This is a genomic window from Azospirillum sp. TSO22-1, from assembly GCF_003116015.1.
Classification (GTDB): domain Bacteria; phylum Pseudomonadota; class Alphaproteobacteria; order Azospirillales; family Azospirillaceae; genus Azospirillum.
Genome location: NZ_LGQZ01000061.1, coordinates 1 through 23,804, shown reverse-complemented (window position 1 = coordinate 23,804; position 23,804 = coordinate 1). Strand labels below are relative to the sequence as shown.

General features: G+C 71.7%; 21 protein-coding genes. 3 read left to right on the top strand and 18 right to left on the bottom strand.

The features are described 5' to 3' along the window. Positions 1–143: 143 nt before the first annotated feature. From TSO221_RS16295 to TSO221_RS16285, 3 genes are all read right to left on the bottom strand, one after another. On the bottom strand, positions 144–911 hold the full coding sequence (locus TSO221_RS16295) for an OmpA family protein (RefSeq protein WP_109119568.1): 768 nt from the start codon (positions 909–911) through the stop codon (positions 144–146). Further along, positions 898–1,692: a MotA/TolQ/ExbB proton channel family protein gene (locus TSO221_RS16290; RefSeq protein WP_247878079.1), complete on the bottom strand. Its 795-nt coding sequence runs from the start codon at positions 1,690–1,692 to the stop codon at positions 898–900. Before TSO221_RS16290 ends, TSO221_RS16295 begins: the two co-directional genes overlap by 14 nt. Positions 1,693–1,788: 96 nt before the next feature. Further along, complete coding sequence (locus TSO221_RS16285; protein WP_109119567.1) at positions 1,789–3,036, bottom strand: hypothetical protein; 1,248 nt, start codon at positions 3,034–3,036, stop codon at positions 1,789–1,791. Positions 3,037–3,190: 154 nt separating this feature from the next. Between TSO221_RS16285 and TSO221_RS16280 the strand changes: the two genes are divergently transcribed. Beyond that, positions 3,191–3,769: a nitrogen fixation protein NifQ gene (locus TSO221_RS16280; RefSeq protein WP_109119566.1), complete on the top strand. Its 579-nt coding sequence runs from the start codon at positions 3,191–3,193 to the stop codon at positions 3,767–3,769. Between the two features lie 53 nt (positions 3,770–3,822). On the opposite strand, the gene TSO221_RS16275 is transcribed toward TSO221_RS16280, so the two are convergent. From TSO221_RS16275 to TSO221_RS16255, 5 genes are all read right to left on the bottom strand, one after another. Continuing rightward, entirely contained in the window at positions 3,823–5,394 is a 1,572-nt protein-coding gene (locus TSO221_RS16275; RefSeq protein WP_109119565.1) for a hybrid sensor histidine kinase/response regulator, read from the bottom strand. A gap of 11 nt (positions 5,395–5,405) precedes the next feature. Next, entirely contained in the window at positions 5,406–5,810 is a 405-nt protein-coding gene (locus TSO221_RS16270) for a response regulator transcription factor (protein ID WP_109119564.1), read from the bottom strand. Between the two features lie 212 nt (positions 5,811–6,022). Further along, positions 6,023–10,240, bottom strand: a complete 4,218-nt coding sequence (locus tag TSO221_RS16265) for a PAS-domain containing protein (RefSeq protein WP_109119563.1) — start codon at positions 10,238–10,240, stop codon at positions 6,023–6,025. Between the two features lie 143 nt (positions 10,241–10,383). Beyond that, entirely contained in the window at positions 10,384–10,767 is a 384-nt protein-coding gene (locus TSO221_RS16260) for a hypothetical protein (protein WP_109119562.1), read from the bottom strand. A gap of 103 nt (positions 10,768–10,870) precedes the next feature. Continuing rightward, complete coding sequence (locus TSO221_RS16255) at positions 10,871–11,107, bottom strand: hypothetical protein (protein WP_109119561.1); 237 nt, start codon at positions 11,105–11,107, stop codon at positions 10,871–10,873. A gap of 213 nt (positions 11,108–11,320) precedes the next feature. On the opposite strand from TSO221_RS16255, the gene TSO221_RS16250 reads away from it, so the two are divergent. Together TSO221_RS16250 and TSO221_RS16245 are read left to right on the top strand one after the other, a co-directional pair. Beyond that, on the top strand, positions 11,321–11,713 hold the full coding sequence (locus tag TSO221_RS16250) for a hypothetical protein (RefSeq protein WP_109119560.1): 393 nt from the start codon (positions 11,321–11,323) through the stop codon (positions 11,711–11,713). A gap of 61 nt (positions 11,714–11,774) precedes the next feature. Continuing rightward, the gene (locus tag TSO221_RS16245) at positions 11,775–12,164 is read left to right on the top strand and encodes a hypothetical protein (protein ID WP_109119559.1); all 390 of its coding nucleotides are present in this window, start codon (positions 11,775–11,777) and stop codon (positions 12,162–12,164) included. A 19-nt stretch (positions 12,165–12,183) separates the two neighbouring features. Here TSO221_RS16245 and TSO221_RS16240 read toward each other — a convergent pair whose 3' ends face one another. From TSO221_RS16240 to TSO221_RS16195, 10 genes are all read right to left on the bottom strand, one after another. Beyond that, positions 12,184–14,526: a heme utilization protein gene (locus TSO221_RS16240; protein WP_109119558.1), complete on the bottom strand. Its 2,343-nt coding sequence runs from the start codon at positions 14,524–14,526 to the stop codon at positions 12,184–12,186. Between the two features lie 306 nt (positions 14,527–14,832). Continuing rightward, positions 14,833–15,621, bottom strand: a complete 789-nt coding sequence (locus tag TSO221_RS16235) for an SDR family NAD(P)-dependent oxidoreductase (protein WP_109119557.1) — start codon at positions 15,619–15,621, stop codon at positions 14,833–14,835. Further along, positions 15,618–17,120: a glycerol kinase GlpK gene (gene glpK, locus TSO221_RS16230; protein WP_109119556.1), complete on the bottom strand. Its 1,503-nt coding sequence runs from the start codon at positions 17,118–17,120 to the stop codon at positions 15,618–15,620. Before glpK ends, TSO221_RS16235 begins: the two co-directional genes overlap by 4 nt. A gap of 215 nt (positions 17,121–17,335) precedes the next feature. Beyond that, the gene (locus tag TSO221_RS16225) at positions 17,336–19,087 is read right to left on the bottom strand and encodes an ABC transporter substrate-binding protein (protein ID WP_109119555.1); all 1,752 of its coding nucleotides are present in this window, start codon (positions 19,085–19,087) and stop codon (positions 17,336–17,338) included. 27 nt (positions 19,088–19,114) lie between these two features. After that, entirely contained in the window at positions 19,115–19,396 is a 282-nt protein-coding gene (locus TSO221_RS16220) for a DUF2160 domain-containing protein (RefSeq protein ID WP_109119554.1), read from the bottom strand. A 10-nt stretch (positions 19,397–19,406) separates the two neighbouring features. Further along, positions 19,407–20,204, bottom strand: coding sequence for a carbohydrate ABC transporter permease (locus tag TSO221_RS16215; RefSeq protein WP_109119553.1), 798 nt, complete (start codon positions 20,202–20,204; stop codon positions 19,407–19,409). Between the two features lie 3 nt (positions 20,205–20,207). Then, positions 20,208–21,092, bottom strand: a complete 885-nt coding sequence (locus tag TSO221_RS16210) for a sugar ABC transporter permease (protein WP_109119552.1) — start codon at positions 21,090–21,092, stop codon at positions 20,208–20,210. Next, positions 21,092–22,174 carry an ABC transporter ATP-binding protein gene (locus TSO221_RS16205; RefSeq protein ID WP_109119551.1) on the bottom strand — a complete coding sequence of 361 codons (1,083 nt, stop codon included), beginning with the start codon at positions 22,172–22,174 and terminating at the stop codon, positions 21,092–21,094. Before TSO221_RS16205 ends, TSO221_RS16210 begins: the two co-directional genes overlap by 1 nt. Positions 22,175–22,187: 13 nt before the next feature. Continuing rightward, positions 22,188–23,291 (bottom strand): ABC transporter ATP-binding protein, encoded by a 1,104-nt coding sequence (locus TSO221_RS16200; RefSeq protein ID WP_109119550.1) that lies wholly within the window; start codon positions 23,289–23,291, stop codon positions 22,188–22,190. Between the two features lie 16 nt (positions 23,292–23,307). Then, positions 23,308–23,804, bottom strand: a 497-nt coding sequence (locus TSO221_RS16195) for a glycerol-3-phosphate dehydrogenase C-terminal domain-containing protein (protein WP_282187776.1), incomplete at its 5' end; no start/stop codon positions are given.

Genomic DNA, 23,804 nt, shown 5'->3' with positions numbered 1-23,804 from the left:
GTTCGGACAGGTGGTGGTCGCTTTTCAAGAGGGAACGCGATCCCTCCCCCAGCCCCGCTGGGGGAGGTCAGGTGGGGGCAGTGGCTTCGCGAAAACACCTTGCCCCCACCCAACCCTCCCCCGCCGGAGGCGGGGGAGGGCTTTTACTGCTCGCTCGCCTGCAGGGAAATCGCCACCCGCCGGTTGCGCGCGTTCGACGCCGGATCGGTGCCCACCGCGATCGGCCGGGTGTCGGCGTAGCCCACCGCCGACAGCCGGCGCGCCGGCACGCCCAGCTCGACCAGCGCGCGCACGACGCTGGAGGCGCGGGCGGTGGACACCTCCCAGTTGGAGGCGAAGCGGCCGCCGGTGGTCGGGACGGCGTCGGTGTGCCCCTCCACCACAATCTCGCCGGGGGCGGCCAGCAGCACCGGCAGCAGGCGGCGCAGCACGCCGCGGCCGGGGGTGGACAGCTCCACCTGCCCCGGCGCGAACAGGATGGCGTCGCCGATGACGATACCCACCCGGTTCTGCCGCACGCTGACCGCCACGCCCGGCGGCACGCCCAACGCCGACAGCCTTGCCCGCCAGCGGTCGATCAGCGGTTCCGGCGCCTCCACCGCCACCTGGTCGGGGTCGAGGCGCGGGCGAGGATCCTCACGGATCGGCACGGGTACCGGCTCGGGCGATGGGGCGGGTTCCTCCTCCGCGGAGGCCGCCGGCACGGTGATCGCCGGCGCGTCGGGCGGCAGCGGCGTGGTCGGCAACTGGTCCTTCAGCGTGGTGATCGCCAGCAGCATGACGAACACCGAGAACAGCAGCGTCACCAGGTCGGAGTAGCTGAGCAGCCAGATCTCCTGGTCCTCGTCGGCGTTGGCGGCCGGCATGCGGACGCGCTCCGCCGGCAGTTCGACGGGTTCACGTGGCGCCATGGAGCTCGTCCCTGCGTTCGCGGACGAATTCGGCCAGCGCGTCGGCGACCACCGTCGGCGAGCGGCCGAGCCGCACCAGGAGGATGCCTTCCAGCAGCACGTTCAGCATCGCCACGCGGCGCGCCGTGCGCTGCTCCAGCTTGATGGCGATCGGCTTGAAGACGACGTTGGCGAGCACCACGCCGTACAGCGTGGCGACCAGCGCCACCGACATGTGCTCGCCGACCTGGGCGATGGTGGCGGATCCCAGCTGCGCCATCATGCCGATCAGCCCGACCAGCGTCGCCAGCAGCCCGAAGGCCGGCGCCAGACCGGCCAGCGTGCGGAACAGCCGGGCCTGCGCGGCCTCCTGCTCGATCAGCTTCTGGATGCGCCAGTTCATCACGTGCAGGATGTCATTGACCGGGGCGGCATCGACGATCAGCTGGAAGCCCAGGCGCAGGAACGGGCTCCTCACCTTGGCGCCCTGCGCCTCGGCCTGCTGCACCTGGCCGCGCTGGCAGAGGCGGGCGAAAGCGACGATCTCCTCGATGTCGGAGGATATCGAGTCCTCGTCGCGGAAGATGGCGGCGAAGGCGGACAGCGCCGCCCACAGCTCGCGCACGCGGAACGCCAGCAGCGCCGCCACCGCGATGCCGCCGGAGACGATCACCGCGCCCGTCGGATTCCACAGGGCCTCCACCCCGTGCCCCATGCCGATGTAGACCAGCAGCCCGAGCGCCCCGGTGAGGCCGAGCGCGGTCGAGCTGAGGAAGCCGGGGAGTCTGCGCGCCGGGCTCAACACCCACCTCCGACGCTGAGGAAACGCATCAAATCAAAGGTATTGCACACCCGGCACGATGCAGCGTCAACGGACATCGGCGGAGGTCTGCTGCGCTCAACCGCCGCGCCCGAACAGGCGGGCCAGCAGGCCGCCCCTGGGCTTTCCGGCCTCCGGCGCCTCGTCCTCCGTGGCCGCCTCGGGCTCGGCGCGCCCGCGGGAACGGGGCGGCGGTTCGGAAGCCTCCGCGCCCCCGCCGCGCGCCGCCGCGTCGGCGGCGTGGCCCTGGAACAGCGCGACGCCGGCCCGGCGGCCGGTCTCGACGGCGTCCGGGCGCTCGCAGCGCCACAGCACCAGCCGCTCGGGGCCGAAGCGCCCGACCCCGGCACGCAGCAGCGCCTCGGCGTCCGGGGTGCCCGGCACCCACAGCGCCTTGACCGCCGCCACCTCGACCCCGCCGAGGTCGAGCGCGCCCAGCGCCGTCAGCGGCACGTGGTCCACCGCCACCGCGAAGCCCAGGTCGGCGAGCCGCGTGGCGGCGGCCACGAAGCGCTCGGACGACAGGCCGGATTCCCAGCAAGCCAGCTCGGCGGTGAGGCGGCGGCGCATCTCGGCGGGGATGGCGTGCGCCAGCTCGGAAAAGCGGTCGTCCAGCACGGTGGCGGTGTGCAGGTCGATGGCGAGCGGCCGGCGGTCGTGCAGCCGGTCGCGCGCCACGTGGCGCATCAGCCCGCGGTCGAGCCGGGCGAACACCTCGTGCCGCAGCCACGCGTCGCGGCGCAGCGGCAGGTCGAGCCGCGCCTCCAGTTCCTCCATCGACACCGCCAGCTCGGTGAGCACCGGCTCCGGCTGGTCGGGATCGGCGAAGGACCAGACGGTCTGCTCGCGCACCAGGCTCTCGATGTCGGCGCCGTGCAGCACGCGCTCGACCTCCAGCACCTGGCCCAGCGCCGCGGTGGGGACGCGTTCGGCGGCGGCCAGCGCCCTGGCGCGGTCCAGCGCCTCGGGCGGCGCCACCTCGGCAGCGAGGCGGGCGGCGTCCCTGGCGACGTCCCAGGTGGTGAAGCGCATGGCGCCGAAGCCGTGCTGGCGCAGCACCTGCACCAGCGCCTGCGCCCCGCTCTCCAGCAGCGGTGCGGCGTCGGCCGGGGCGAGGATCAGCAGGCGCGGGCCGGGCAGCCGGAACACCTCGCGCTCCCGCGCACCCAGCCAGCTTTCCAGATAATGGTCGAGGGTCAGCGAGAAGCGCGGGTCGTCGCCGTGCTCGATGCCGCGGAAGTCGACCAGCAGCGCCGCCAGCGGCTCCGGCGCGTCGCGCAGCGCCGCCAGCCGGGTCAGGACGCCGCGCCCCGCCGCCTGCGCCATCGTGGCCCCTCCCCGCGTGTGGATCCACCGTCGAGTCTGAGGTGGAAACCCTTTGAAATCAATGGGTCAAATCCGCACGCGCAGGAAGGGCTTTGCTGCACCTGCGAAATAGGCCATAGTGGATAGTCTTCCGCGCACGGGATGGTGCACCGCCATGCTTCCTCCGGACGAAGAGCTCGACCGCCACCTGTTCGGCCGGATCGTCGATCTGGCCGCGCACGACGCCCGGCCGCTGACGCAGGCGCTGGGCCTCGGCCGCACCGACCTTGCCGGCCTGCTCGGCACGCACCTGCCGGAGCGCGCGGCGCTGCTGGAGGGGCTGGACGAGGACACCGGCCCAAATGGAGCTGGCGAGGACGCGCTGGAGGAAGGCGACCTGCGCGCGCTGCTGCTGGAGCATCGCGCCGGCGACGGGCCGGAGCCGGTCTGGCTGGCCGCCATCGTGGCGCGGCGCAGCCTGGAGGCGAACCACCTGTGGCAGGACATGGGCTTCGCCAACCGCGGCGAACTGGGCGCGATGTTCCGCCGGCACTTCCCATCGCTGGTGGATCTCAACAGCGGCGACATGAAGTGGAAGAAGTTCTTCTACCGCCAGCTCTGCGCGCGCGAGGGCTTCCTGCTGTGCAAGTCGCCGCATTGCGAGCGGTGCGACGATTACGCCGCCTGTTTCGACGGCGAGAAGGGCGCCCCGCTGCGGGCGGCTGCCCCCCCGAGCGGTTTGCGCTCGCCTTAAAAAGCCCCTCCCCCCTCGCGGGGGAGGGGCTTTGCAACCAAGCGGAAATTCCTCTACCCCGCGAACGCGCGCAGCCGCTCCACCCCGCGCGTCAGCTGCTCGTCGAGCGTGACGGCGAGGGCGGCGGCCTCCATCCGGCCCTCGTGGGCGGCGTGCTCCAGCTTCATCGCGGTGTGGTGGACGGCGGCAAGCCCCACCGTGCCCGCGGTCTTCTTCAGCTCCGCGGCCACCTCGGCCAGTTCCGGCGCGTCGGCGCGCTCCAGCCGGGCGCGCAGGGCGACGGCGCGGTCCAGGAAATCCTCGACCAGGGCGCGCACCCGGTCGGCGCCCAGCACCCCTTCCAGCGCGGCCAGAACCGTGGAATCGAACTCCGCCGCCTCGGCCGGCGGCTCCGGATCGGTCAGGCGGGCGAGCGCGCGGGCCAGCGCCGCCGGGTTCACCGGCTTGGGCAAGTGGTCGTCCATGCCGGCGGCGCGGCAGCGCTCGGCGTCCTCCAGCAGGGTGCTGGCGGTGATGGCGATCACCGGCACCTGCGCCTCCGGCCCGCGCAGCGCGCGGATCGCCCGCGTCGCCTCCAGCCCGTCGAGGCCGGGCACGTCCAGGTCCATCAGCACGGCGTCGAAGCCGCCGGTCGCCACCAGCCGCACCGCCTGCCGTCCGTCGCCGACGACGGTGACGCGGTGGCCATCCTTCTCCAGCAGCCAGGCGTTGACGCGCTGGTTCACCGGGTTGTCCTCGACCACCAGGATGCTGAGCGACGGCCGGTCGCGCGGCGCCGCCGGCGCCGCCGGGCCGGGGTCGGCGCCCACGGTGAACCACACCATGCCGTCCGCCTCCACACCCATCGCACCGCCCATCAGGCCGAGGATGCGCCGGCAGACGTGCAGTCCCAGCGCCCGCTCGCCAGCCCGGCCGGGGGGGGTGGGCGCCTCGCCGCCCGCGCCGTCGGCGGCGCCATCGGCGGCCCAGGCGCGCAGCTCGGCGACCAGGCCGGGGCCGGCCTCGGCGACGGTGAAGCGCAGGCCTTGCCGGCCGCCGTCCAGCGCGGCGACGGCGACCCGCACGGTCAGCACCGGCGCCTCGCCGTCGCGCAGCGCCAAGCCCAGCAGATCGACCAGCACGTGGCGCAGCCACGCCGCGTCGCCCACCACCTTGGCCGGCACCGCCGGGTCGATGAAGGATTCGACGCGCATGCCGCGCTCCTCGGCGGCCTCGCGCAGCGCCGAGACGGCGCTGCCGAGCACCGTTTCGACGGCGAAGGGCTCCTGCTCCAGCCGGATCTCGTCAGCCTCCAGGCGGGCGAGGTCGGAGAGGTCCTCCAGCAGCAGGCGCAGCGTGCCGACCGAGCGCAGGATGCGCGACACCCGCTCGCGCTCCGCCGGGCCGAGCGGCGCGGCGAGCAGCGGGCGGACGGCATCGACGATGGCGCCGACCGGCACGCGGATCTCCTGGCTCATGAAGGCGAGCGTGCGGGTCTTGGCGCGCACCGCCTCCTCGGCGCGGACCTGGGCGGCCTCCAGCGCGGCGCTCAGGCGGGCGATCTCCGCAGCGTGCGCGGCCACGCTCTGCTCCAGCGTGGTGTTCGCGGTGTGCAGATCGGCGGCAGGGTCTGAGGGCGTGCTCATGGGGCGGCGCCTTAGCGGCCGGCCAGCAGGCGGTCCACGCGCTCCTTCAGCGCGCCGAAGGACGGCGGCTTCACCACGAAGCCGTTGACGCCCAGCGCCATCGCCTTCTTCACGATCTCCGACTCGGTGTGGTTGGTCAGGAAGACCACCGGGGTGCGGCTGTTGGCGACGTCGGGGCTGGCGCGCAATTGGGCGAGGAACTGCAAGCCGCTCACCGGCTTCATGTCGATGTCGCAGACGACGATGTCGGGGTTGACGCGGACGCACTCGGCCATGCCGGTTTCGCCGTTGTCGGCCTCGGCGATGGTCTTGAAGCCGATCTGCATGAGGATCTGCATGATGGTGCGCCGCACGAACGGCTGATCCTCGATCACGAGGATCTTGTACTGCTCGTAGTCGACGGGCTTCCTGTCCATGCTCGCTCCTCCCGTGCCGTTCGGCACCCCCCTACCCCGTTCGGACCGTAACAGGCCGGCAGCGCCGCGGGCAACTGCGACCGACTCATACGACCGGCGCATGGACGCTTCCATGATCGGCCGGTCGCATGCCCCTTTCGCTCAAGGCGTTGCCTTGAGCTGTCGGGTTTGCATCAAAGGCGCCTGATGGAAGCCATCAGGCGCCTTTGATATCACACCAGCTCGGCCGCCCGCCCGCGCACGAGATCGTGGCGGATCGCCCGTTCGACGCGGGCGAAGGCCGCCCGCAGGTCGGCGGCGCGCCGTTTCGCCGCATCCAAGTCGCCGCCCGCCGCGCAGCGCTCGATGTCCGAGCACAGCGCCGCCAGCTCCGCCGCTCCGGCCGTGCGGGCAGCCCCGGCGGCGGCGTGGGCGGCGTGGCGGCCGCCCTCGGCATCGTCGTCCGCCAAGCCCGCCGCCAGCCGGTCGATCAGCGGCCCGGTGGTTTCCAGGAAGAACAGCAGCAGGTCGTGCGCCGCCTCGACGCTGCCGAAGGTCTCCGCCACGTGGCCAAGGTCGAGCACGGCGGTGCCGTTCGCCTTCGGCAGCGGGACGGCCGGCGCGCGCGCCCCGACCGGCCGGCGCAGCGGCAGCGCCTGCGGCAGCCAGCGGGCGATGACCCGCGACAGGCTCTGCAGCCCCACCGGCTTCGACAGGAAATCGTCCATGCCGGCGGCGAAGCAGCGCTCGGCGTCGCCGGACAGCGCGTTGGCGGTCAGCGCCACGATGGGCAGGCGGCGCGCGGCACCGAACGTCCCCTCGCGTTCGGCGGCGCGGATCCGGCGGGCCAGTTCCCAGCCGTCCAGCTCCGGCATGAAGCAGTCGGTCAGCAGCAGGCCGCAACCGTCGCGCCGCAGCGCCTCCCAGGCGGCGGCGCCGTTGTCGGCGATCTCCGCGGCGAAGCCCAGCTGCTCCAGCTGCTTGCGGATGACCACCTGGTTGGTCGGGTTGTCCTCCGCCACCAGGATCAGCGCGCCGGCCGCCCGCGCCTCCGCCGCCGGAGGCGGCAACACGGCGCCGACGTCGGCCTCCAGCGCCGCGGGCTCCGACTCGGGGCCCGCGCGACCGGCGGCGCGGGCCACGGCGGCGCGCAACACGTCGCGGCGCACCGGCTTGTACAGCACCTCGGCGATGCCGAGCCGCTCGCCGGCCGCGGCGACGCCGCAGTCCTCGCGGCCGGTCGCCAGCACCACGCGGGTGGCGTCCAGCCCCGGGATGCGCGTCAGCGCGTCGGCCACCGCCAAGCCGTCCAGCGCGCCCGGATCGTGGTCGAGCACGAGCACCTGCACCGGCGCCTCCACCGCCAGCGCGGCGCGCAGCGCGTCGAACCCGTCAGCGGCCCCCGCCGCCACGGCGACCTCCGCCCCCGCCCCGGCGAGCGCCGCGGCGAAGGCGTCGCGCACCGCCGCGGTGTCGTCCGCCACCAGCACCCGCAGCCCAGCAAGGTCGACGGCCGGCGCCGCGGGCGTGGCGGCATCGGACGAGGCGCGGGGCAGCGGCACTTCGACCCAGAAGGTGGAGCCGCCGCCGGGCGTGTCGTGCACGCCGATGGCACCGCCCATCATGTCGACCAGCCGCCGGCAGATCGACAGCCCAAGGCCGCTGCCGCCAAAGCGCCGGGTGGTGGAGGCGTCGGCCTGGGTGAAGGGCTGGAACAGGCGGGCCTTCTGCTCGTCGCTGAGGCCGATGCCGCTGTCGCGCACCTCGAAGCGGACGCCGTCGGGGCCGGCGCCCGGCCGCACCACCACGGCGACGAAGCCGCGCTCGGTGAACTTCACCGCGTTGCCGACGAGGTTCAGCAGGATCTGCCGCAGCCGCACCGGATCGCCGACGCGCGTCCCCTCGCCATCCAGGTCCACGTCGGTGACGAGGTCCAGGCGCTTGTCGCGCGCGCGGGTGGCCAGCAGGTCGGCCACGCCCTCGGTCAGGTCGCGGACCGGGACCGCCACGGCCTCGATGTGCAGGCGCCCGGCCTCGATCTTCGAGAAGTCGAGGATGTCGTCGATGATGGTCAGCAGCGCCGAGGCCGACTCGCGGATGACGCCGAGCACCCTGCGCTGCTCGATGTCGAGCGTGGTGCGCTCCAGCACCTCCAGCATGCCCAGCACGCCGTTCATCGGCGTGCGGATCTCGTGGCTCATGGTGGCGAGGAAGGTGGACTTGGCGTGCGCCGCCTCCTCCGCCTGCGCCAGCGCCTTGCGCAGCTGGTCCTGGGCGCGGATGCGCTCGGTGATGTCGAGGCCCCAGGAGGCGACCGCCGGCTGCCCCTCGAACGACACACGCTCCAGCGCCGTCATGCACCAGCCGGTGGAGCCGTCGGCGCGGCGGAACTCGACGTCGGCCTGCTGCACCCGGCCGTCGCGCCGCAGCACCCCCAGGAGCGCGGTGCGTTCGCCGGCGTCGGCGAAGAAGTCGGGCGCGTACAGCGCCGGCATGGCCTCCGGCGGCGTGCCGAGCATGGCCGAGAAGCCGCTGTTCCAGAACAGCGGGCGGCCGTCCACATGGGCGATCAGCATGCCGACGGGCGCGGCCTCCAGAATGTCGCGCAGCTGGCGCTCGCTGCGGCGCAGCGCGTCCTCGGCGCGGTGGCGGTCGGTAACGTCGGCGTAGGTGTAGACGTAGCCGCCGTCCGGCATGCCATTGCCGCGGATCGCCAGCACCGGGCCGTGCGCCAGTTCGATCTCCATGTCCACCGCCGCGCCGCGCTCGACGTAGGCGGTGATGCGCCGGACCTGCTCCTCGACGTCCACCGGGCCGAAGTCGCCGCGCGACGCCACGAACCGGACCAGCTCCGCCAGCGTCGGGCGCCGGTCGAGCAGGCCGTCCGGATAGCGCCAGAGCCGGGCGTAGCGGTCGTTCCACACCGCGGCGCGCAGGTCGCCGCCGAACATGCACAGCCCGCTGGGCATCGCCTGGACCAGCGCCTGGAGCTGGGCGGTGCGCGCCGCCAGCACCTTCTCCGCCGCCACCTGGGCGGAGATGTCGACGCAGGTCAGCTGGATCGCCCGCTCGCCCATCCAATCGACGGCGCGGGTGGCAATGTCCACCCACATGCACGAGCCGTCGCGCCGCCGCAGCCGGCCGCGGCGCGCCGGCTCGTCGATGGAGGCGCCGGACAGGAAGCGGGCGTTCCAGGCGAGCACCTGCGCGCGCTCCTCCGCCAGCACCAGATCGTCGAGCAGCGATACGCCCATCAGCGCGCGCGGCTCGTCGTAGCCGGTCATCGCCGCGAAGGCGCGGTTGACGAACAGCGCGCGGAAGTCGCGCAGGATCAGGATGCCCTGCACCGACCCCTCGATCAGGTCGCGGAAGCGCGCCTCGCTGTCGCGCAGCGCCGCCAGCGTGCGCATGCGGTCGGTGATGTCGGTGACGGTGATGACCCAGCCGCCGGCCGGCCGCGGCGACCCGCGGATCTCCATGTCGCGGCCGTCCGTGGTGCGCACCTGGTGGGCGTAGGGTTTGCCGCTGTCCAGCACTTTCCAGCGGCTCTCGACGTAGACGTCGGGGTCCACGCCCGGCAGGTCGCGGCTGGCCCAGTAGCGCAGGTGGTCGGCGGCGTTGGTGTGGGCGGCCATTTCCTCCGGCGTGAAGTTCCAGAACTCGCGGAAGCGCCGGTTGTGCAGCAGGATGTTGCGGTCGGCGTCGATCAGCAGGACGGCGCTGGGCATCGCCTCCACCGCGTCGTGCAGGTGGCCGGCGATGGTGGCGGCCTCCGTCTCGGCGTGCACGCGCTCGGTCACGTCGATGACGGTGGTCAGCACCGCCGGGCCGTCCGTCCACTCGACCACGCGGTCGATCAGGTCGAGCCAGAGCGCGCCGCCGTCGCGGCGCCGGCCCCGTACCCGCTGCACGCCGGGTGCCTTCTCGCCGGCCATCAGGCCGATGTACGACTTCCAGGCGCGCGCCCGCTCCTCGGGCACAATCAGGCCCTTGATGTCGGGCAGCGCCATCACCTCCGCGACGCTGCCGAAGCCGTGGATACACGCGAACGCCTCGTTGGCGAACAGCGGGACGAAGCGGCGGTGGACCAGGATGCCCTGGGACGCCCCCTCGATCAGGCCGCGGAAGCGCGCTTCGCTCTCGCGCAACGCCTCCTCCCGCCGCCGGCCCTCGGCCACGTCGTTGGCGGCGGCGAGGACAACGACCGGGCGGGCACCCGGCACGCCGTCGCCCCCCCCTCGCAGGCGGCGGACGACGGCGACGCCGAGGGCCAGCACGGCCAACGCACCGCCCAGCGACGCCGCCACCGCCCCGGCGAGCAGCGGCTCGGAGGCCGCGCCAGCGCGCACCGCGTCGAGCGCCAGCACGCCAAGCAGCGCCGCCACGAGCGCCAGCGCGCCGGCCGTTCCCGCCAGCAGGCGCCATGCCACCCCGGACCGTTTGCCGCCCATCCGCCTCCCTCGCCTCGACGTCCGGGCAGCAGTTTATCAACCATCACACGTGGTGGCGACCCCCCGTTGGTCATGCGCGCGTGTGCATACGGCCGCACCCCTGCCAAGGTTGCGCGGCACGATAACACAGCCGGAGCGCCACTTCAGTGCGGCTGGCGCTTGCCCCCGAACAGGGCGCACAGCACGGCGGCGAGCCACCGCCGTTCCGGGTGGATCTCGTTCATGGTGACGGCGCGCCCGGCGTAGGACAGCGCGGCGTGCGCCGCGGCCACGGAATCGGGGCACGGCTCGCCATCGATGCGGAAGGCGCCGATCATCCCGATCAACTCGCGCTGCGCCGCCAGCGGCGGCACGATCATCAGATAGCGCGCGGTGCTGACCGGATCCTGCCCGGCACGCTCCAGCAGGGTGGCCATGGTCACCGGAATGCCGTTCTCGCCGCCCATGCGGAAGGCGAGGAACCGCTTGGCGCGTTCCTCCACCGCTTCCGACCAGCCTGCGGTGGCCGTGATCAACGGGTTGAACAAACCTGCCTCCCTGGACCGTGGGGTGCAGAGAGTCAGATCGTTCAGTGTGCGAACGGCTTCAAGGCCCGTCACCACAACGTGATGCCGACGACGGGGGTACGGCCTATGCGGAACGGCCGGGCGGATCGAATCGCCGCGGGTCAGCCTCGGCAAAGGCCCAGGGGCTGGAGCGGCGCTGGCGCCGCCGGCGGCGGGTCAGCGCGTCGGCGACGGGGGCGAGTTCGGCGAACACGTCGTCGCGCGACAGCCCGTCGCGGCGCAGCACCGCCTCCGCCACGGGGTCGTTCAGGAGATCGGCAACACGGCATCGCCACGTCTGCGGGGTGTGCAGTCCGTTCATGGCTGGTCTCGTTGTCGTTTGGACGGCCGGACCCTACCCGCCCCGCCCTGCCGCCGCAACGCCACGAACGGTTGATGACCGTCGGGGCATGCCCCCATCGCACGCTTGACGGTCTCCATCCGGACACCTCCTCCGGGCATGCCGCCCCGGCTGTCGCGCGGCGGCGGCGCATGCTAGACTCGAGCGCGGAACCACAGCCCGGACAGTCCCCACATGTACGACGGCATCACGCGAAACGAGTTCGAACGGCTGTGGAAGGCCTTCCTGGCCCAGGCCGCCAACGACTTCGGCACCCGCGCCGAGGCGGAGGCGATGCGCACCGCCCTCCTCGACCAGAACGACGCGTTCCGCAGCCTGATCACCGCCACCCGGCAGGCGCAGGGCCAGATCGAGACGCTGCACAAGCAGCAGCAGGCCCTGCACGCGCAGATCGCGGCGCTGAGCGCGGTGTGCGGCACGCTGGCGCGCGGCCTGTCGGCGGCGGGCGTCGCGCCGGCGGATCTCCGCGCCGCCATCGACAGCGCGCGCACCGTCCTGCCGGAGTCCATGCGCGACGACGGTGCCCCGGCCATCGACGCAGTGCTGGCGCTCATTCCCCGGGAGTGACCATAATTTTTATATGGTCTATAGTCGTGGCCCCAGGAGTACAGCCGCAGGGGGAATCACGATGCGGGTCGCCGTCGCCACGCCGGATTACCAGACCGTCGGAGGCCACGCTGGACAGGCGCGGCGCTGGCTGGTGTTCGAGGCCGAACCCGGCCGGGCGCCGACGCCGGCCGGCCAAGTCGAGCTGAGCAAGGACCAGGTCTTCCACCACTGGCGCGACGAGGCGGGGCCGCACCCGCTGGACGGCGTCGCCGCGGTGATCGCCGCCTCGGCCGGCGAGGGCTTCCTGCGCCGCATGGAGAAGCGCGGCGTCGCCACCGTCATGACCGGCGAGACCGACCCCGCCGCCGCAGTGGCCGCGTGGTGCGCGAACGCCGTCACGCCGCCCAAGCCGCGCCCGATCGGGCGGCTGCTGTGCAAGGTGCGCGACCTGTTCTCCGAACACCGCTGAGCGGGGGGGCGCCCGCCCGTCAGTACGTCAGCGCGGTGGCGTAGGCGTTGAGCTGGGCGGACGACATCACCTGCGTCTGGGTCTGGGTGATGCCTTGCACCTGCGTGCGGGTCATCGCCAGGATGTTGTTCGCCGACAGCGCGGTGACTTGGTAGTTGCTCAGGCTGCCGATCTGCGCGGCCGACAGCACGCTGACCTGGGTCGTCGACAGCCCGCCGATGACGTCGCGGCTGAGCGACGAGATCTGCGTGTTGTTGAGCGACGAGATCGACCCGTACTGCAGCGACGAGAACTGGTCGGTCGACAGAGCCCCGATCTGGGTACCGGACAGCGCGCCCAGCTGCGTCCCCGACAGATTGGACAGCACGGCGCTGTTCAGCCCCTGCACGGCGCCGGTGGTCAGCGACGACACCTGCGTGGTGGACAGCGTCGCGAACTGGGTGTTGCTCAGCGAAGACACCTGGGTCGCGGTCAGGCCGCCGATCTGCGACGTCGACAGCGTCGCCGGGCCGAGCGCGGAGAGCTGCGACGAGCTGAGCCCGCTGACCTGCGTGGCCGACAGCGCGGACAGCTGGCTGCTGGACAGCGCGGTCAGGCCGCTGGTGCTCAGCCCGCCGATGGCGCTGCTGGTGAGCGAGGCGAGCTGGGTGGTAGTCAGCGAGGCGATCTGGGTGGTGGACAGCGTCGCCGCCTGCGCCGAGCCCAGGCCGGAGAGCTGCGAGGTGCTCAGCGACCCCGGGCCGCCCGTGCCGAGCACCGCGAACTGCTCGGCGGTCAGCCCGGAGAGCTGGGTGGCCGACAGCGCGTTGATCTGGTCGGTGGTCAGCGCCGCGACGGCGCTGGTGGTCAGGCCGGACAGGGCGGCACTGGACAGCACGGCGACCTGGCTGGTGGACAGCTCGCCGACGTCGGCGGTGGTCAGCCCGCCGAGCTGGTTCGACGTCAAGCCGGAGACCTGCGTCGCCGCCAGGGCCGCCACCTGGGTTGAGGTCAGCGCCGACAGGCCGGAGGAGGACAGCCCGGAGAGCTGCGTCGCCGTCAGCGCGCCCAGCTGCGTGGTGGTCAGCGCCGCCACGTCGCCGGTGCCGAGCGCCGCCGTCTGCTCCGTGGTCACGCCGCGCAGCTGGGTGGTCGTCAGCAGGCCGAGGCCGGCGGTGCCCAGCGCGGTGAACTGCGTCGCCGCCAGGGCCGCGATCTGGCTGGAGCCCAGCGCGGAAACCTGCGCCGTGGTCAGCGCCGCGACGTTCGCGGAACTCAGCGCCGAAACCTGCGACGTGGTCAGCGCCGAGACCTGGGTGGACGACAGCTCGCGGACGTCGGCGGTGCTCAACGCCGCCACCTGGCTGGTGCTCAGACCCTTGAGCTGGGCGGTGCCGAGCGCCGCGACCTGGGTGCCGGTCAGCGCCGACAGGCCCGACGTGCTCAGGCCTCCGACCTGGCTGGAACTCAGCGCCGCGACCTGCGACGTGGTCAGGCCGCCGACTTGCGCGGTGGTCAGCGCGGCCAGCTGGTCAGTGGTCAGGCCCTTCGCCTGCGTCGCCGTCAGCGCCGCCACGTCGGTGGCGTCCAGCGACGCCAGCTGCGCGGTGCTCAGCGTGCCGACCTGGGTCGCCGAGAGGGCGGCGAACTGCGAGGACGACAGCGCGTTGGTCTGCGTCGTGGACAGCGCCGCCACCTGGTCGGTGGTCAGGCCGCGGACCTGCACGGTGGTCAGCTGGGCGATGTCGGCGGTGTCGAGCGCGCCGACCTGCGCGGTGGTCAGGGCGCCCAGTTGCGTCCCCGTCAGGCCGGAGAGCTGCGCCGAGGACAGCGTGGTGATCTGGGCGGTGGACAGCGCCGCCACCTGCGCCGTGCTCAGTCCGCCGACCTGCGTCGCGCTCAGCGCGCCGAACTGCGCCGTGGTCAGCGCGCCCAGCTGGGTGGCGGTCAGGCCCTTGATCTGCGTCGTGGTCAGCTGGGCGATGTCGCCGGTGTCCAGCACGCCGAGCTGCGTCGTGGTCAGCGCGCCCAGCTGGGTGGCGGTCAGGCCGGAGAGCTGGCTGGACGACAGCGCGTTGATGTCGTCGGTCTCCAGCGCCTGCACCTGCGTGGCGCTGAACACCGACAGCTGCGCCGCGCTGAAGCTGACCTGGCTGAAATCGAGCGCCTTGATCTGCGCCGTCGACAGCCCGCCCATCTGCGCCGTGGTCAGCGCGCCCACCTGGCTGGTGGTCAGCGCGGTGATCTGGGTGGTGGACAGCGCATCGATCTGCGACGTCGTCAGCACCTTCATGTCGGAGGTCGACAGGCTGGCCAGCGACGTGGTGGTCAGCGACGCGAACTGCGTCCGCGTGAGGTACGAAATGGGGCTGATCGATACCATTGTGACATCCCCCCCTGCCCACCGAAGACACACGATCGGCTTTTGCCGACCGCAGGCACCCGAACAGCCGCCGCAGCCCTTCCGCAGACCGAAAGGACGCCAGGGCGGCACGATTCGCCATTCCAGATCACCACCCTAAAGGTGCAATGGTTTAGGTTGTGTTAATTGTGCAGTCCCGGTCCACCGGTGCTTTAGATTCCTGCCAATCCACGCCCTTAGAGAGATAACTATTGGCGCGTCGAATTTTAGGAAAATCGGCCGGGAATGCTGATGGCGCCGAGGAAGGCGGACGGCATCGACTCCGGATCACGGCATCAGCTGGCCGCCGTTGACCTCGATGGTCTGACCGGTGACGTAGCCGGAGAGCCGCTCGGAGGCGAGGAACAGGTAGGCGCCGACGCAGTCCTCCGCGGTGCCGAGCCGGCCCAGCGGAATGCGCGCGGCGGTGGCGGCCAGCTTTTCCGGCGTCGAGTAGCGGCCGTGGAAGTCGGTGTCGATGGTGCCCGGCGACACCGCGTTGACGCGGATGCGCTCGGGCGCCAGTTCGGCCGCCAGCGAACGGGTGAAGGTCGCCACGAACGCCTTCGACGCGCTGTAGACCGACGAGCCCGGGCTGCCGCCGGTGCGCGCCGAGATCGACACGGTATTGACGATCGCCCCGCCGCCGGCCGCCTTCAGCGCCGGCAAGGCCCGCCGACAGGCGACCACCACCGAGCGCAGGTTGAGGTCCATCACCTCGTCCAGAAAGGCGTCGTCCATCGCCGCCAGCGGCGTGCGGCCGACCATGGTGCCGGCGTTGTTGACCAGCACGTCGAGGCCGCCCAGCGCGTCGACGGCGCCGTCCACCACCGCCGCCACCTCGGACGGGCGGCGGAAATCGCCGGCGAGCAGGCGCACGTCGGCGCCGCCGGCCGACAGTTCGGCCACCAGACGCTCCCCTGCCGCGCGGCTGGCCGAGGCGTGCAGGGCCACCCGCGCGCCCAACCCGGCGAAGGCCGCCGCCACCGCGGCGCCGATGCCGCGGCTGGAGCCGGTCACCAGCACCCGCTTGCCGCGCAGGTCGTCGCCCAGCGCGCTCGCCGTCCACCCGCTCATGCCGTCTTCCCCGCGCGCCGCACCCGTTCCACCGCGTCGAGCCAGCCGCCGTACAGCCGGTCGCGCTTCGCCGCGTCCATGCGCGGCTCGAAGCGCCGCTCGCAGCGCCATGCCCCGGCCACCGCCGCCTGGTCGGGGTAGAGCCCGACCTTGAGCCCGGCGAGGCACGCCGCGCCCAGCGCCGTCGTCTCGATCACCGCCGGCCGCTCGACCGGCACCTCCAGCATGTCGGCGAGGAACTGGCACAGCCAGTCGTTGGCCGCCATGCCGCCATCCACCCGCAGCGCGCCGGCCGGCGCCGGCCAGTCGGCGCGCATGGCGTCGCGCAGGTCGCGCGTCTGGTAGGCCACCGCCTCCAGCGCCGCGCGGGCGATGTGCGCCGGCCCGGCGTCCAGCGTCAGGCCGGAGATCGCGGCGCGCGCGTGCGGATCCCAGTGTGGTGCGCCCAGCCCGACGAAGGCCGGCACCAGATAGACGCCGTGGCTGTCCGGCACGCGGGTGGCGAGGTCGTCGGTCTGCGAGGCGTGCGTGATGATGCCCAGCCCGTCGCGCAGCCACTTGATCGCCGCCCCGGCGACGAAGATCGAGCCCTCCAGCGCGTAGGTCGGCTTGCCCTCCAGCCGGTAGGCGACGGTGGTCAGCAGGTTGTTGCCCGAGCGCACCGGCTCCGCCCCGGTGTTGAGCAGGGCGAAGCAGCCGGTGCCGTAGGTGGACTTGACCATGCCCGGCTGGAAGCAGGCCTGCCCGAAGGTCGCCGCCTGCTGGTCGCCGGCGATGCCGGTGATGGGGATCGGACGGCCGAGCAGGTCGGCGGTGGTGGCGCCGAACGGGGCGCTGCTGTCCAGCACCTCCGGCATCATGGCGCGCGGCACGCGGAACAGCGCCAGCAGCTCGTCGTCCCAGTCCTGGCGGTGGATATCGAACAGCAGCGTCCGTGACGCGTTGGTGGCGTCGGTGGCGTGCGCGGCACCGCCGGTCAGGCGGTGCAGCAGGAAGCTGTCGATGGTGCCGAAGCACAGCTCGCCGCGCTCCGCCCGGGCGCGGGCCCCGGGCACGTGGTCGAGGATCCAGGCGATCTTGGTCGCCGAGAAATAGGCGTCGATCAGCAGGCCGGTCCTGGCCTGGACCAGCGGCAGGAAGCCCTCCTCCACCAGGGTGCGGCAGGCGCCCGCGGTGCGGCGGTCCTGCCAGACGATGGCGTTGTGGAGCGGCACGCCGGTGGCGCGGTCCCACACCACGGTGGTCTCGCGCTGGTTGGTGATGCCGATAGCGGCGATGTCCGATGCGCTGAGATTGGCGGCGGCGACCGCCTCGCGCAGGACGGCGACGGTGTCGCGCCAGATGTCCTCCGGGTCGTGCTCGACCCAGCCGTCGGCCGGGTAGTGCTGCGCGAACTCCCGCCGCGCGACGCCGGCGGGCTGGCCCTGCGCGTCGAAGACGATGGCGCGGGTGGACGTGGTGCCCTGGTCGATGGCCAGGACGTGGGCGGGCGTGGGCATGGGCGTTTCCTTTCGAATCCCTCTCCCGCCTCTCGCGCAAGCAAAGCTTGCGCTGACGGCGTCAGGCGGATCGAAGATCCGCCGAGAGCCCCGGGAGAGGGAGGGGCCCGCTCGGAACGAGCGGGAGGGTGAGGGTAAGTCCAAGGATCCTTGGCTGTACCCTCACCCGGCCGCCTGCGGCGGCCACCCTCTCCCGGGGCGGGAGAGGGGGTATTCTACTTCATCGCCGCCTTCTTCGGCGGGTTGGCCGGCCACGACTTGATCAGCACGTCGTAGTCGATGGTCTCACCCTTCGGCTTCTCGTTCGCCAATTTACGCTGCGGCGCGATGTTGCCGTCCTTCTCCGACTTGGCGAACCAGAACTCGGGCTTCTCCTTCTTGTTCAGCTTCGGCCCGCACTCGCCCTGCACGCCGGACTTCTCCAGGCGCTCGAGCACCGAGTCCTGCGCGGCGGCCAGCGCGTCCATGGCCGCCTGCGGGGTCTTGGCGCCCGAGGAGGCGTCGCCGATGTTCTGCCACCAGAGCTGCGCCAGCTTCGGGTAGTCCGGGATGTTGACGCCGGTCGGCGTCCACTGCACGCGCGCCGGCGAGCGGTAGAACTCGATCAGGCCGCCCAGCTTGGGCGCGCGCTCGGTGAAGCTCTTGTCCCAGATGTCGCTCTCGCGGATGAAGGTCAGGCCGACGTGGCTCTTCTTCAGGCTGACCGTCTTCGACATGGTGAACTGGGCGTACAGCCAGGCGGCCTTGCGGCGCTCCAGCGGCGTCGACTTCAGCAGCGTCCACGAGCCGGCGTCCTGGTAGCCGAGCTTCATGCCGTCCTTCCAGTAGGAGCCGTGCGGCGACGGGGCCATGCGCCACTTCGGCGTGCCGTCGGCGTTGACCACCGGCAGGCCGGGCTTCACCATGTCGGCGGTGAAGGCGGTGTACCAGAAGATCTGCTGGGCGACGTTGCCCTGCGCCGGCACCGGGCCGGATTCCGAGAAGGTCATGCCGGCGGCCTGCGGCGGCGCGTACTTCTTCAGCCACTCCACGTACTTGGCGATGGAGTAGACGGCGGCCGGGCCGTTGGTGTCGCCACCGCGCTCGACCGAGGAGCCGACCGGGCGGCAGCCCTCCATGCGCACGCCCCACTCGTCCACCGGCTTGCCGTTGGGGATGCCGCGGTCGCCGTTGCCGGCCATGGACAGCCAGGCGTCGGTGAAGCGCCAGCCCAGCGACGGGTCCTTCTTGCCGTAGTCCATGTGGCCGTAGACCTTGACGCCGTCGATCTCCTTCACGTCGTTGGTGAAGAACTCGGCGATGTCCTCGTAGGCCGACCAGTTGACCGGCACGCCCAGGTCGTAACCGTACTTGGCCTTGAACTTCTGCTTCAGGTCGGCGCGCTGGAACCAGTCGTAGCGGAACCAGTAGAGGTTGGCGAACTGCTGGTCGGGCAGCTGGTACAGCTTGCCGTCCGGGCCGGTGGTGAAGGACTTGCCGATGAAGTCGTCGACGTCCAGCGTCGCCAGCGTGACGTCCTTGCCCTCGCCGGTCATCCAGTCGCTGAGCGGCACCGCCTGCTTGTAGCGGAAGTGCGTGCCGATCAGGTCGCTGTCGTTGATCCAGGCGTCGTAGATGTTCTTGCCCGACTGCATCTGCGTCTGGATCTTCTCGACGACGTCACCCTCCTGGATGAGGTCGTGGCGCAGCTTGATGCCGGTGATCTCGCTGAACGCCTTGGCCAGAACCTTGGACTCGTACTCGTGCGTGGTGATCGTCTCGGAGACGACGTTGATCTCCATGCCGGCGAACGGCTTCGCGGCGTTGACGAACCACTCCAGTTCCTTGAGCTGCTCCTCCTTCGACAGAGTCGAGGGCTGGAACTCGCTGTCCAACCAGCGGCGCGCCGCCTCCATGTCGGCGAACGCCGGGCCGGAACCGATCAGCAGGGCCGCCGCGGACGCGGTGGCCAGACAGAGTTTGCGCATGCTTTCCTCCCTTCCCCAGTTTTGATTTCACACCCAGCGGAACACCGCCGCCGCGTAGAGCAGCGCCAGCCCCGACGCGATCTCCAGCTCCGGGCCGACCAGCCCGAGCCAGGCGAGATGAATGAACGCGCTGCCGAGCAGCGTGATGAACAGCCGGTCGCCGCGCGTGGTGGTGATCCCCAGGATCCCCGGCCGCGCGATCTCCGGCCGGTTGACGGCCAGCGTGGTCAGCAGCGCCAGCAGACCGGCGACGAGGGCGAAGAAGGCGCCGGTCTGCCACGTCCAGGCCATCCAGGCGAGGTGTTCCATGGATCCCTCCTCACACCCGGCCGAGGGCGAAGCCCTTGGCGATGTAGTTGCGCACGAACCAGATCACGAGCGCACCCGGCACGATGGTCAGCACCCCGGCCGCGGCCAGCAGGCCCCAGTCCATGCCGGCGGCGGACACCGTGCGGGTCATGGTGGCGGCAATCGGCTTGGTGTCCACCGAGGTCAGCGTGCGCGCCAGCAGCAGCTCGACCCAGCTGAACATGAAGCAGAAGAAGGCGGTGACGCCGATCCCGCTGGCCACCAGCGGCGTGAAGATCTTCACGAAGAAGTGCGGGAAGCCGTAACCGTCGAGATACGCCGTCTCGTCGATCTCGCGCGGCACGCCGGACATGAAGCCTTCGAGGATCCACACAGCCAGCGGCACGTTGAACAGGCAGTGCGCCAGCGCCACGGCGAAGGGCGTGTCGAACAGCCCGATGGCCGAGTACAGGTTGAAGAACGGCAGCGCGAACACCGCCGGCGGCGCCATGCGGTTCGACAGCAGCCAGAAGAACAGGTGCTTGTCGCCGACGAAGCGGTAGCGCGAGAAGGCGTACGCCGCCGGCAGCGCCAGTGCTATGGACAGCACCGTGTTCAGCGCCACGTACTGCAGCGAGTTGATGTAGCCCGAGTACCAGGACGGGTCGGTGAAGATCTTCGTGTAGTTCTCGAACGTCAGGGTGTGCGGCCACAGCGTCAGGCCGCTGACGATCTCCGAGTTGGTCTTCAGGCTCATGTTGACGAGCCAGTAGATCGGCAGCAGCAGGAAGCCGATGTAGAGGCCCAGCACGATCCGCGCGCGCAGCATGGCTCAGCTCCTTCCCGAATCCATGCGGGTCATCACCGTGTAGAAGACCCAGCAGACCGCGAGGATGATCAGGTTGTAGACGATGGACAGCGCCGCCGCCTTGCCCAGGTCGAACTGGCCGAGCGCCAGCTTGACGAGGTCGATGGAGACGAAGGTGGTCGAGTTGCCGGGGCCGCCGCCGGTGACGACGAAGGGCTCGGTGTAGATCATGAAGCTGTCCATGAAGCGCAGCAGCACGGCGATCAGCAGCACCCGGCGCATCTTCGGCAGCTGGATGTTGCGGAAGATCGCCCAGCGCGAGGCGCCGTCGATGCGCGCCGCCTGGTAGAAGGCGTCGGGGATCGAGCGCAGCCCGGCGTAGCACAAGAGCGCCACCAGCGAGGTCCAGTGCCAGACGTCCATGGTGACGATGGTCACCCACGCCGACAGCGGGTCGGCCGTGTAGTTGTAGGGAATGCCGAGGTGGTTCACCACCCAGCCCAAGAGGCCGATGTCCTCGCGGGCGAAGATCTGCCAGATGGTGCCGACGACGTTCCAGGGGATCAGCAGCGGCAGCGCCAGCACCACCAGCGTCGCCGCCACCCGCCAGCCCTGGCGCGGCATGCTCAAGGCCACCGCGATCCCCAGCGGCACCTCGATGGCGAGGATCAGGAAGGAGAACAGCAGGTTGCGCCACAGCGCGTCGAAAAAGCGCCCGCCCAGGTCGGTGGAGGGGTCCAGCAGTTCCTGGTACCAGCCGATGCCGTTCCAGAAGAACTGGTTGTTCCCGAACGTGTCCTGGACCGAGTAGTTGACCACCGTCATCAGCGGCACGATCGCCGAGAAGGCGACGATCAGCAGCACCGGCAGGACGAGCAGCCAGGCGCCCTGGTTGACCGGCTTGTCCATCACGCCGCCTCCCCTTCCACCAGATGCCCGTCGGCGTAGACGTGCACCATCTCCCGCTCGAACGTCAGCGAGGCCTCGTCGCCGACCAGCGGCATCGCCTCCGGCACCGTCGCCGCCATCGGGATGCCGGCCAGCTCCACCTTGGCGAGGCGGACGCGGCCCAGATCGTCGATGCGGCGCACCCGCACCGGCACGCCGGAACCGGCGGGAGCGAGCGTCGCGAACTCCGGCCGCACGCCGATCTCGACGCGGCCGGCGTCGATGGGCGGGTAGCCGCGCGCCAGCCGGATCTCGTGCCCGCCGACGTGCGCGCTGCGGCCGTACACCGTGGCCGGCAGCACGTTCATGCCGGGCGAGCCGATGAAGTGGCCGACGAAGACGTGCGCCGGGCGCTCGAACAGCTCCTGCGGGCGGCCCATCTGCACCACGGCGCCGTCGTGCATCACCACCACCGTGTCGGCGAAGGTCATCGCCTCGGTCTGGTCGTGCGTCACGTAGATCATGGTCAGATCGAGCGCGCGGTGCAGCGCCTTCAGCTTGGAGCGCAGCTCCCACTTCAGGTGCGGGTCGATGACGGTCAGCGGCTCATCGAACAGGATGGCGGCGACGTCCGGGCGCACGAGGCCGCGGCCCAGCGAGATCTTCTGCTTGGCGTCCGCCGTCAGGCCGCTGCCGCGGTGCTTGAGGTCGGGCGTGAGGTCGAGCAGTTCGGCGATCTCGCGCACCCGCGCGTCCACCGCCGGGCCGCGCAGGCCGCGGTTGCGCAGCGGGAAGGCGAGGTTCTCGTACACCGTCATGGTGTCGTAGACGACCGGGAACTGGAACACCTGGGCGATGTTGCGCGCCTCGGTCGGCAGCGCGGTCACGTCGCGGCCGTCGAACAGCACCCGCCCCTCGCTGGGCACCAGCAGGCCGGAGATGATGTTCAGCAGCGTGGTCTTGCCGCAGCCCGACGGCCCGAGCAGCGCATAGGCGCCGCCCTGCCGCCAGACGTGGTCCAGGGGCTTGAGCGCGTAATCCCCGGGCCCCGACGGCTTGGGGACATAGCTGTGCGCCAGGTTCTGAAGGTCGATGCGGGCCATGCTCCCCTCCCCCTCACGCCGCCACGGCCAGCGGCGGCGCCGCGGCCAGCGCGCCGTCGTGCCCGAAGGCGAAGACGCGGCGCGGGTCGATGAAGACCTCGATGCGCTCGCCCGGTTCCACGTCCAGCACGCCGCGCGACACCGCCACCCAGCGGTCGCTGCCGCCGTCGGCGCGCGGCACGTCCACGTGCACGAAGCTTTCCGAGCCGGTGATCTCGCTGACCGCCACGGTGCCGGTCACCGCGATCGCCTCGGCGTCGGGGCGGCGCAGGTACAGGTGGTCGGCGCGGAAGCCGACGGTGTAGGTGTCGTCCGGCAGCCCGGCCAGAACGCCGCGCGCCGCCTCGGTGTCGCCGGTGTCCAGCACCACCTGGGCGCCGCGCTTGTGCACCCGCATGGTGTTGAGCGGCGGGTCGGAGAACACCCGGGCGCTGGTGATGTTGGCCGGGCGGCGGTAGACGTCGGGCGTGCGGCCGAACTGCGCCAGCCGGCCCTCCCACAGCGTCGCGGTGTTGCCGCGCAGCAGCAGCGCCTCGGCCGGCTCGGTGGTGGCATAGACGAAGACGGCGCCGCTGGCGGCGAAGATCTTCGGCAGCTCCTCGCGCAGCTCCTCACGCAGCTTGTAGTCCAGGTTGGCCAGCGGCTCGTCGAGCAGCACCAGCTGCGCGTCCTTGACCAGCGCGCGGGCGATGGCGGTGCGCTGCTGCTGGCCGCCGGACAGGTGCATCGGCGTGCGGTCGAGGTAGGGTTCCAGCTTCAACAGCCGGGCCGCCTCGCGGACCTTGCGGTCGATCTCGGCCTTCGGGCGGCGGGCGACGCGCAGCGGCGAGGCGATGTTCTCGTACACCGTCAGCGAGGGGTAGTTGATGAACTGCTGGTAGACCATAGCGACCGAGCGCTGGCGCACGTGCACGCCGGTCACGTCGCGCCCGTCCACCAGCACCCGGCCGGCCGTGGGCTTGTCCAGCCCGGCCATCAGCCGCATCAGCGACGTCTTGCCGGACAGCGTCGGGCCCAGCAGCACGTTCAGCGAACCGCGCTCCAGCGTCAGCGACACCTGCTCGATGTGGGTGTGTCCGCCCACATGCATGCTGACCTTGTCCAGGACCAGGCTCACCGCGTCTTTCCTCCCGTCATTCCGCCGCCTCGTCGATGCTCTCGCGCGCCGCGGCCATGAAGTCCTCGAGATCCCGCACCTCGGCCGGCGTCAGCCGCAGGCCGAGCTTGGAGCGACGCCACAGCACGTCCTCGGTCGTCTGCGCCCACTCCTCGGCCATGAGGTAGCGCACCTCCGCCTCGGTCAGGTCACCCCCGAAGCGCCGCCCGAGGTCCGCTACCCGCGTGGCGCTGCCCAGCAGGACACGCGTGCGGGTGCCGTAGGCGCGCACCAGCCGCGCCATGTGCTCCGGTTCGATGAAGCGGTAGCGGGCGCGCAACTCCGTGATCAGCGCCCCGGTCCCGTCCACCGCGAAGTCGCCGCCCGGCAGCGGCGCCCGGCTCGACCAGGAGCCGTTGGCCAGGGGCAGGTGCGGCGCCAGCTTCGTCATGGCCGCCTCGGCGAGCTTGCGGTAGGTGGTGATCTTGCCGCCGAACACGCTCAGCAGCGGCGCCCCGCCCTCCGGCGCGTCCA

Bases quoted from the DNA above. Each gene is read 5' to 3' on its own strand.
- TSO221_RS16250 (WP_109119560.1), top strand. From the start codon at position 11,321: ATGTACGACGGCATCACGCGAAACGAGTTCGAACGGCTGTGGAAGGCC.
- TSO221_RS16275 (WP_109119565.1), bottom strand. From the start codon at position 5,394: ATGAGCACGCCCTCAGACCCTGCCGCCGATCTGCACACCGCGAACACC.
- TSO221_RS16235 (WP_109119557.1), bottom strand. From the start codon at position 15,621: ATGAGCGGGTGGACGGCGAGCGCGCTGGGCGACGACCTGCGCGGCAAG.
- TSO221_RS16240 (WP_109119558.1), bottom strand. From the start codon at position 14,526: ATGGTATCGATCAGCCCCATTTCGTACCTCACGCGGACGCAGTTCGCG.
- TSO221_RS16225 (WP_109119555.1), bottom strand. From the start codon at position 19,087: ATGCGCAAACTCTGTCTGGCCACCGCGTCCGCGGCGGCCCTGCTGATC.
- TSO221_RS16245 (WP_109119559.1), top strand. From the start codon at position 11,775: ATGCGGGTCGCCGTCGCCACGCCGGATTACCAGACCGTCGGAGGCCAC.
- TSO221_RS16205 (WP_109119551.1), bottom strand. From the start codon at position 22,174: ATGGCCCGCATCGACCTTCAGAACCTGGCGCACAGCTATGTCCCCAAG.
- TSO221_RS16215 (WP_109119553.1), bottom strand. From the start codon at position 20,204: ATGCTGCGCGCGCGGATCGTGCTGGGCCTCTACATCGGCTTCCTGCTG.
- TSO221_RS16270 (WP_109119564.1), bottom strand. From the start codon at position 5,810: ATGGACAGGAAGCCCGTCGACTACGAGCAGTACAAGATCCTCGTGATC.
- TSO221_RS16280 (WP_109119566.1), top strand. From the start codon at position 3,191: ATGCTTCCTCCGGACGAAGAGCTCGACCGCCACCTGTTCGGCCGGATC.
- TSO221_RS16265 (WP_109119563.1), bottom strand. From the start codon at position 10,240: ATGGGCGGCAAACGGTCCGGGGTGGCATGGCGCCTGCTGGCGGGAACG.
- glpK (WP_109119556.1), bottom strand. From the start codon at position 17,120: ATGCCCACGCCCGCCCACGTCCTGGCCATCGACCAGGGCACCACGTCC.
- TSO221_RS16220 (WP_109119554.1), bottom strand. From the start codon at position 19,396: ATGGAACACCTCGCCTGGATGGCCTGGACGTGGCAGACCGGCGCCTTC.
- TSO221_RS16295 (WP_109119568.1), bottom strand. From the start codon at position 911: ATGGCGCCACGTGAACCCGTCGAACTGCCGGCGGAGCGCGTCCGCATG.
- TSO221_RS16210 (WP_109119552.1), bottom strand. From the start codon at position 21,092: ATGGACAAGCCGGTCAACCAGGGCGCCTGGCTGCTCGTCCTGCCGGTG.
- TSO221_RS16255 (WP_109119561.1), bottom strand. From the start codon at position 11,107: ATGAACGGACTGCACACCCCGCAGACGTGGCGATGCCGTGTTGCCGAT.
- TSO221_RS16285 (WP_109119567.1), bottom strand. From the start codon at position 3,036: ATGGCGCAGGCGGCGGGGCGCGGCGTCCTGACCCGGCTGGCGGCGCTG.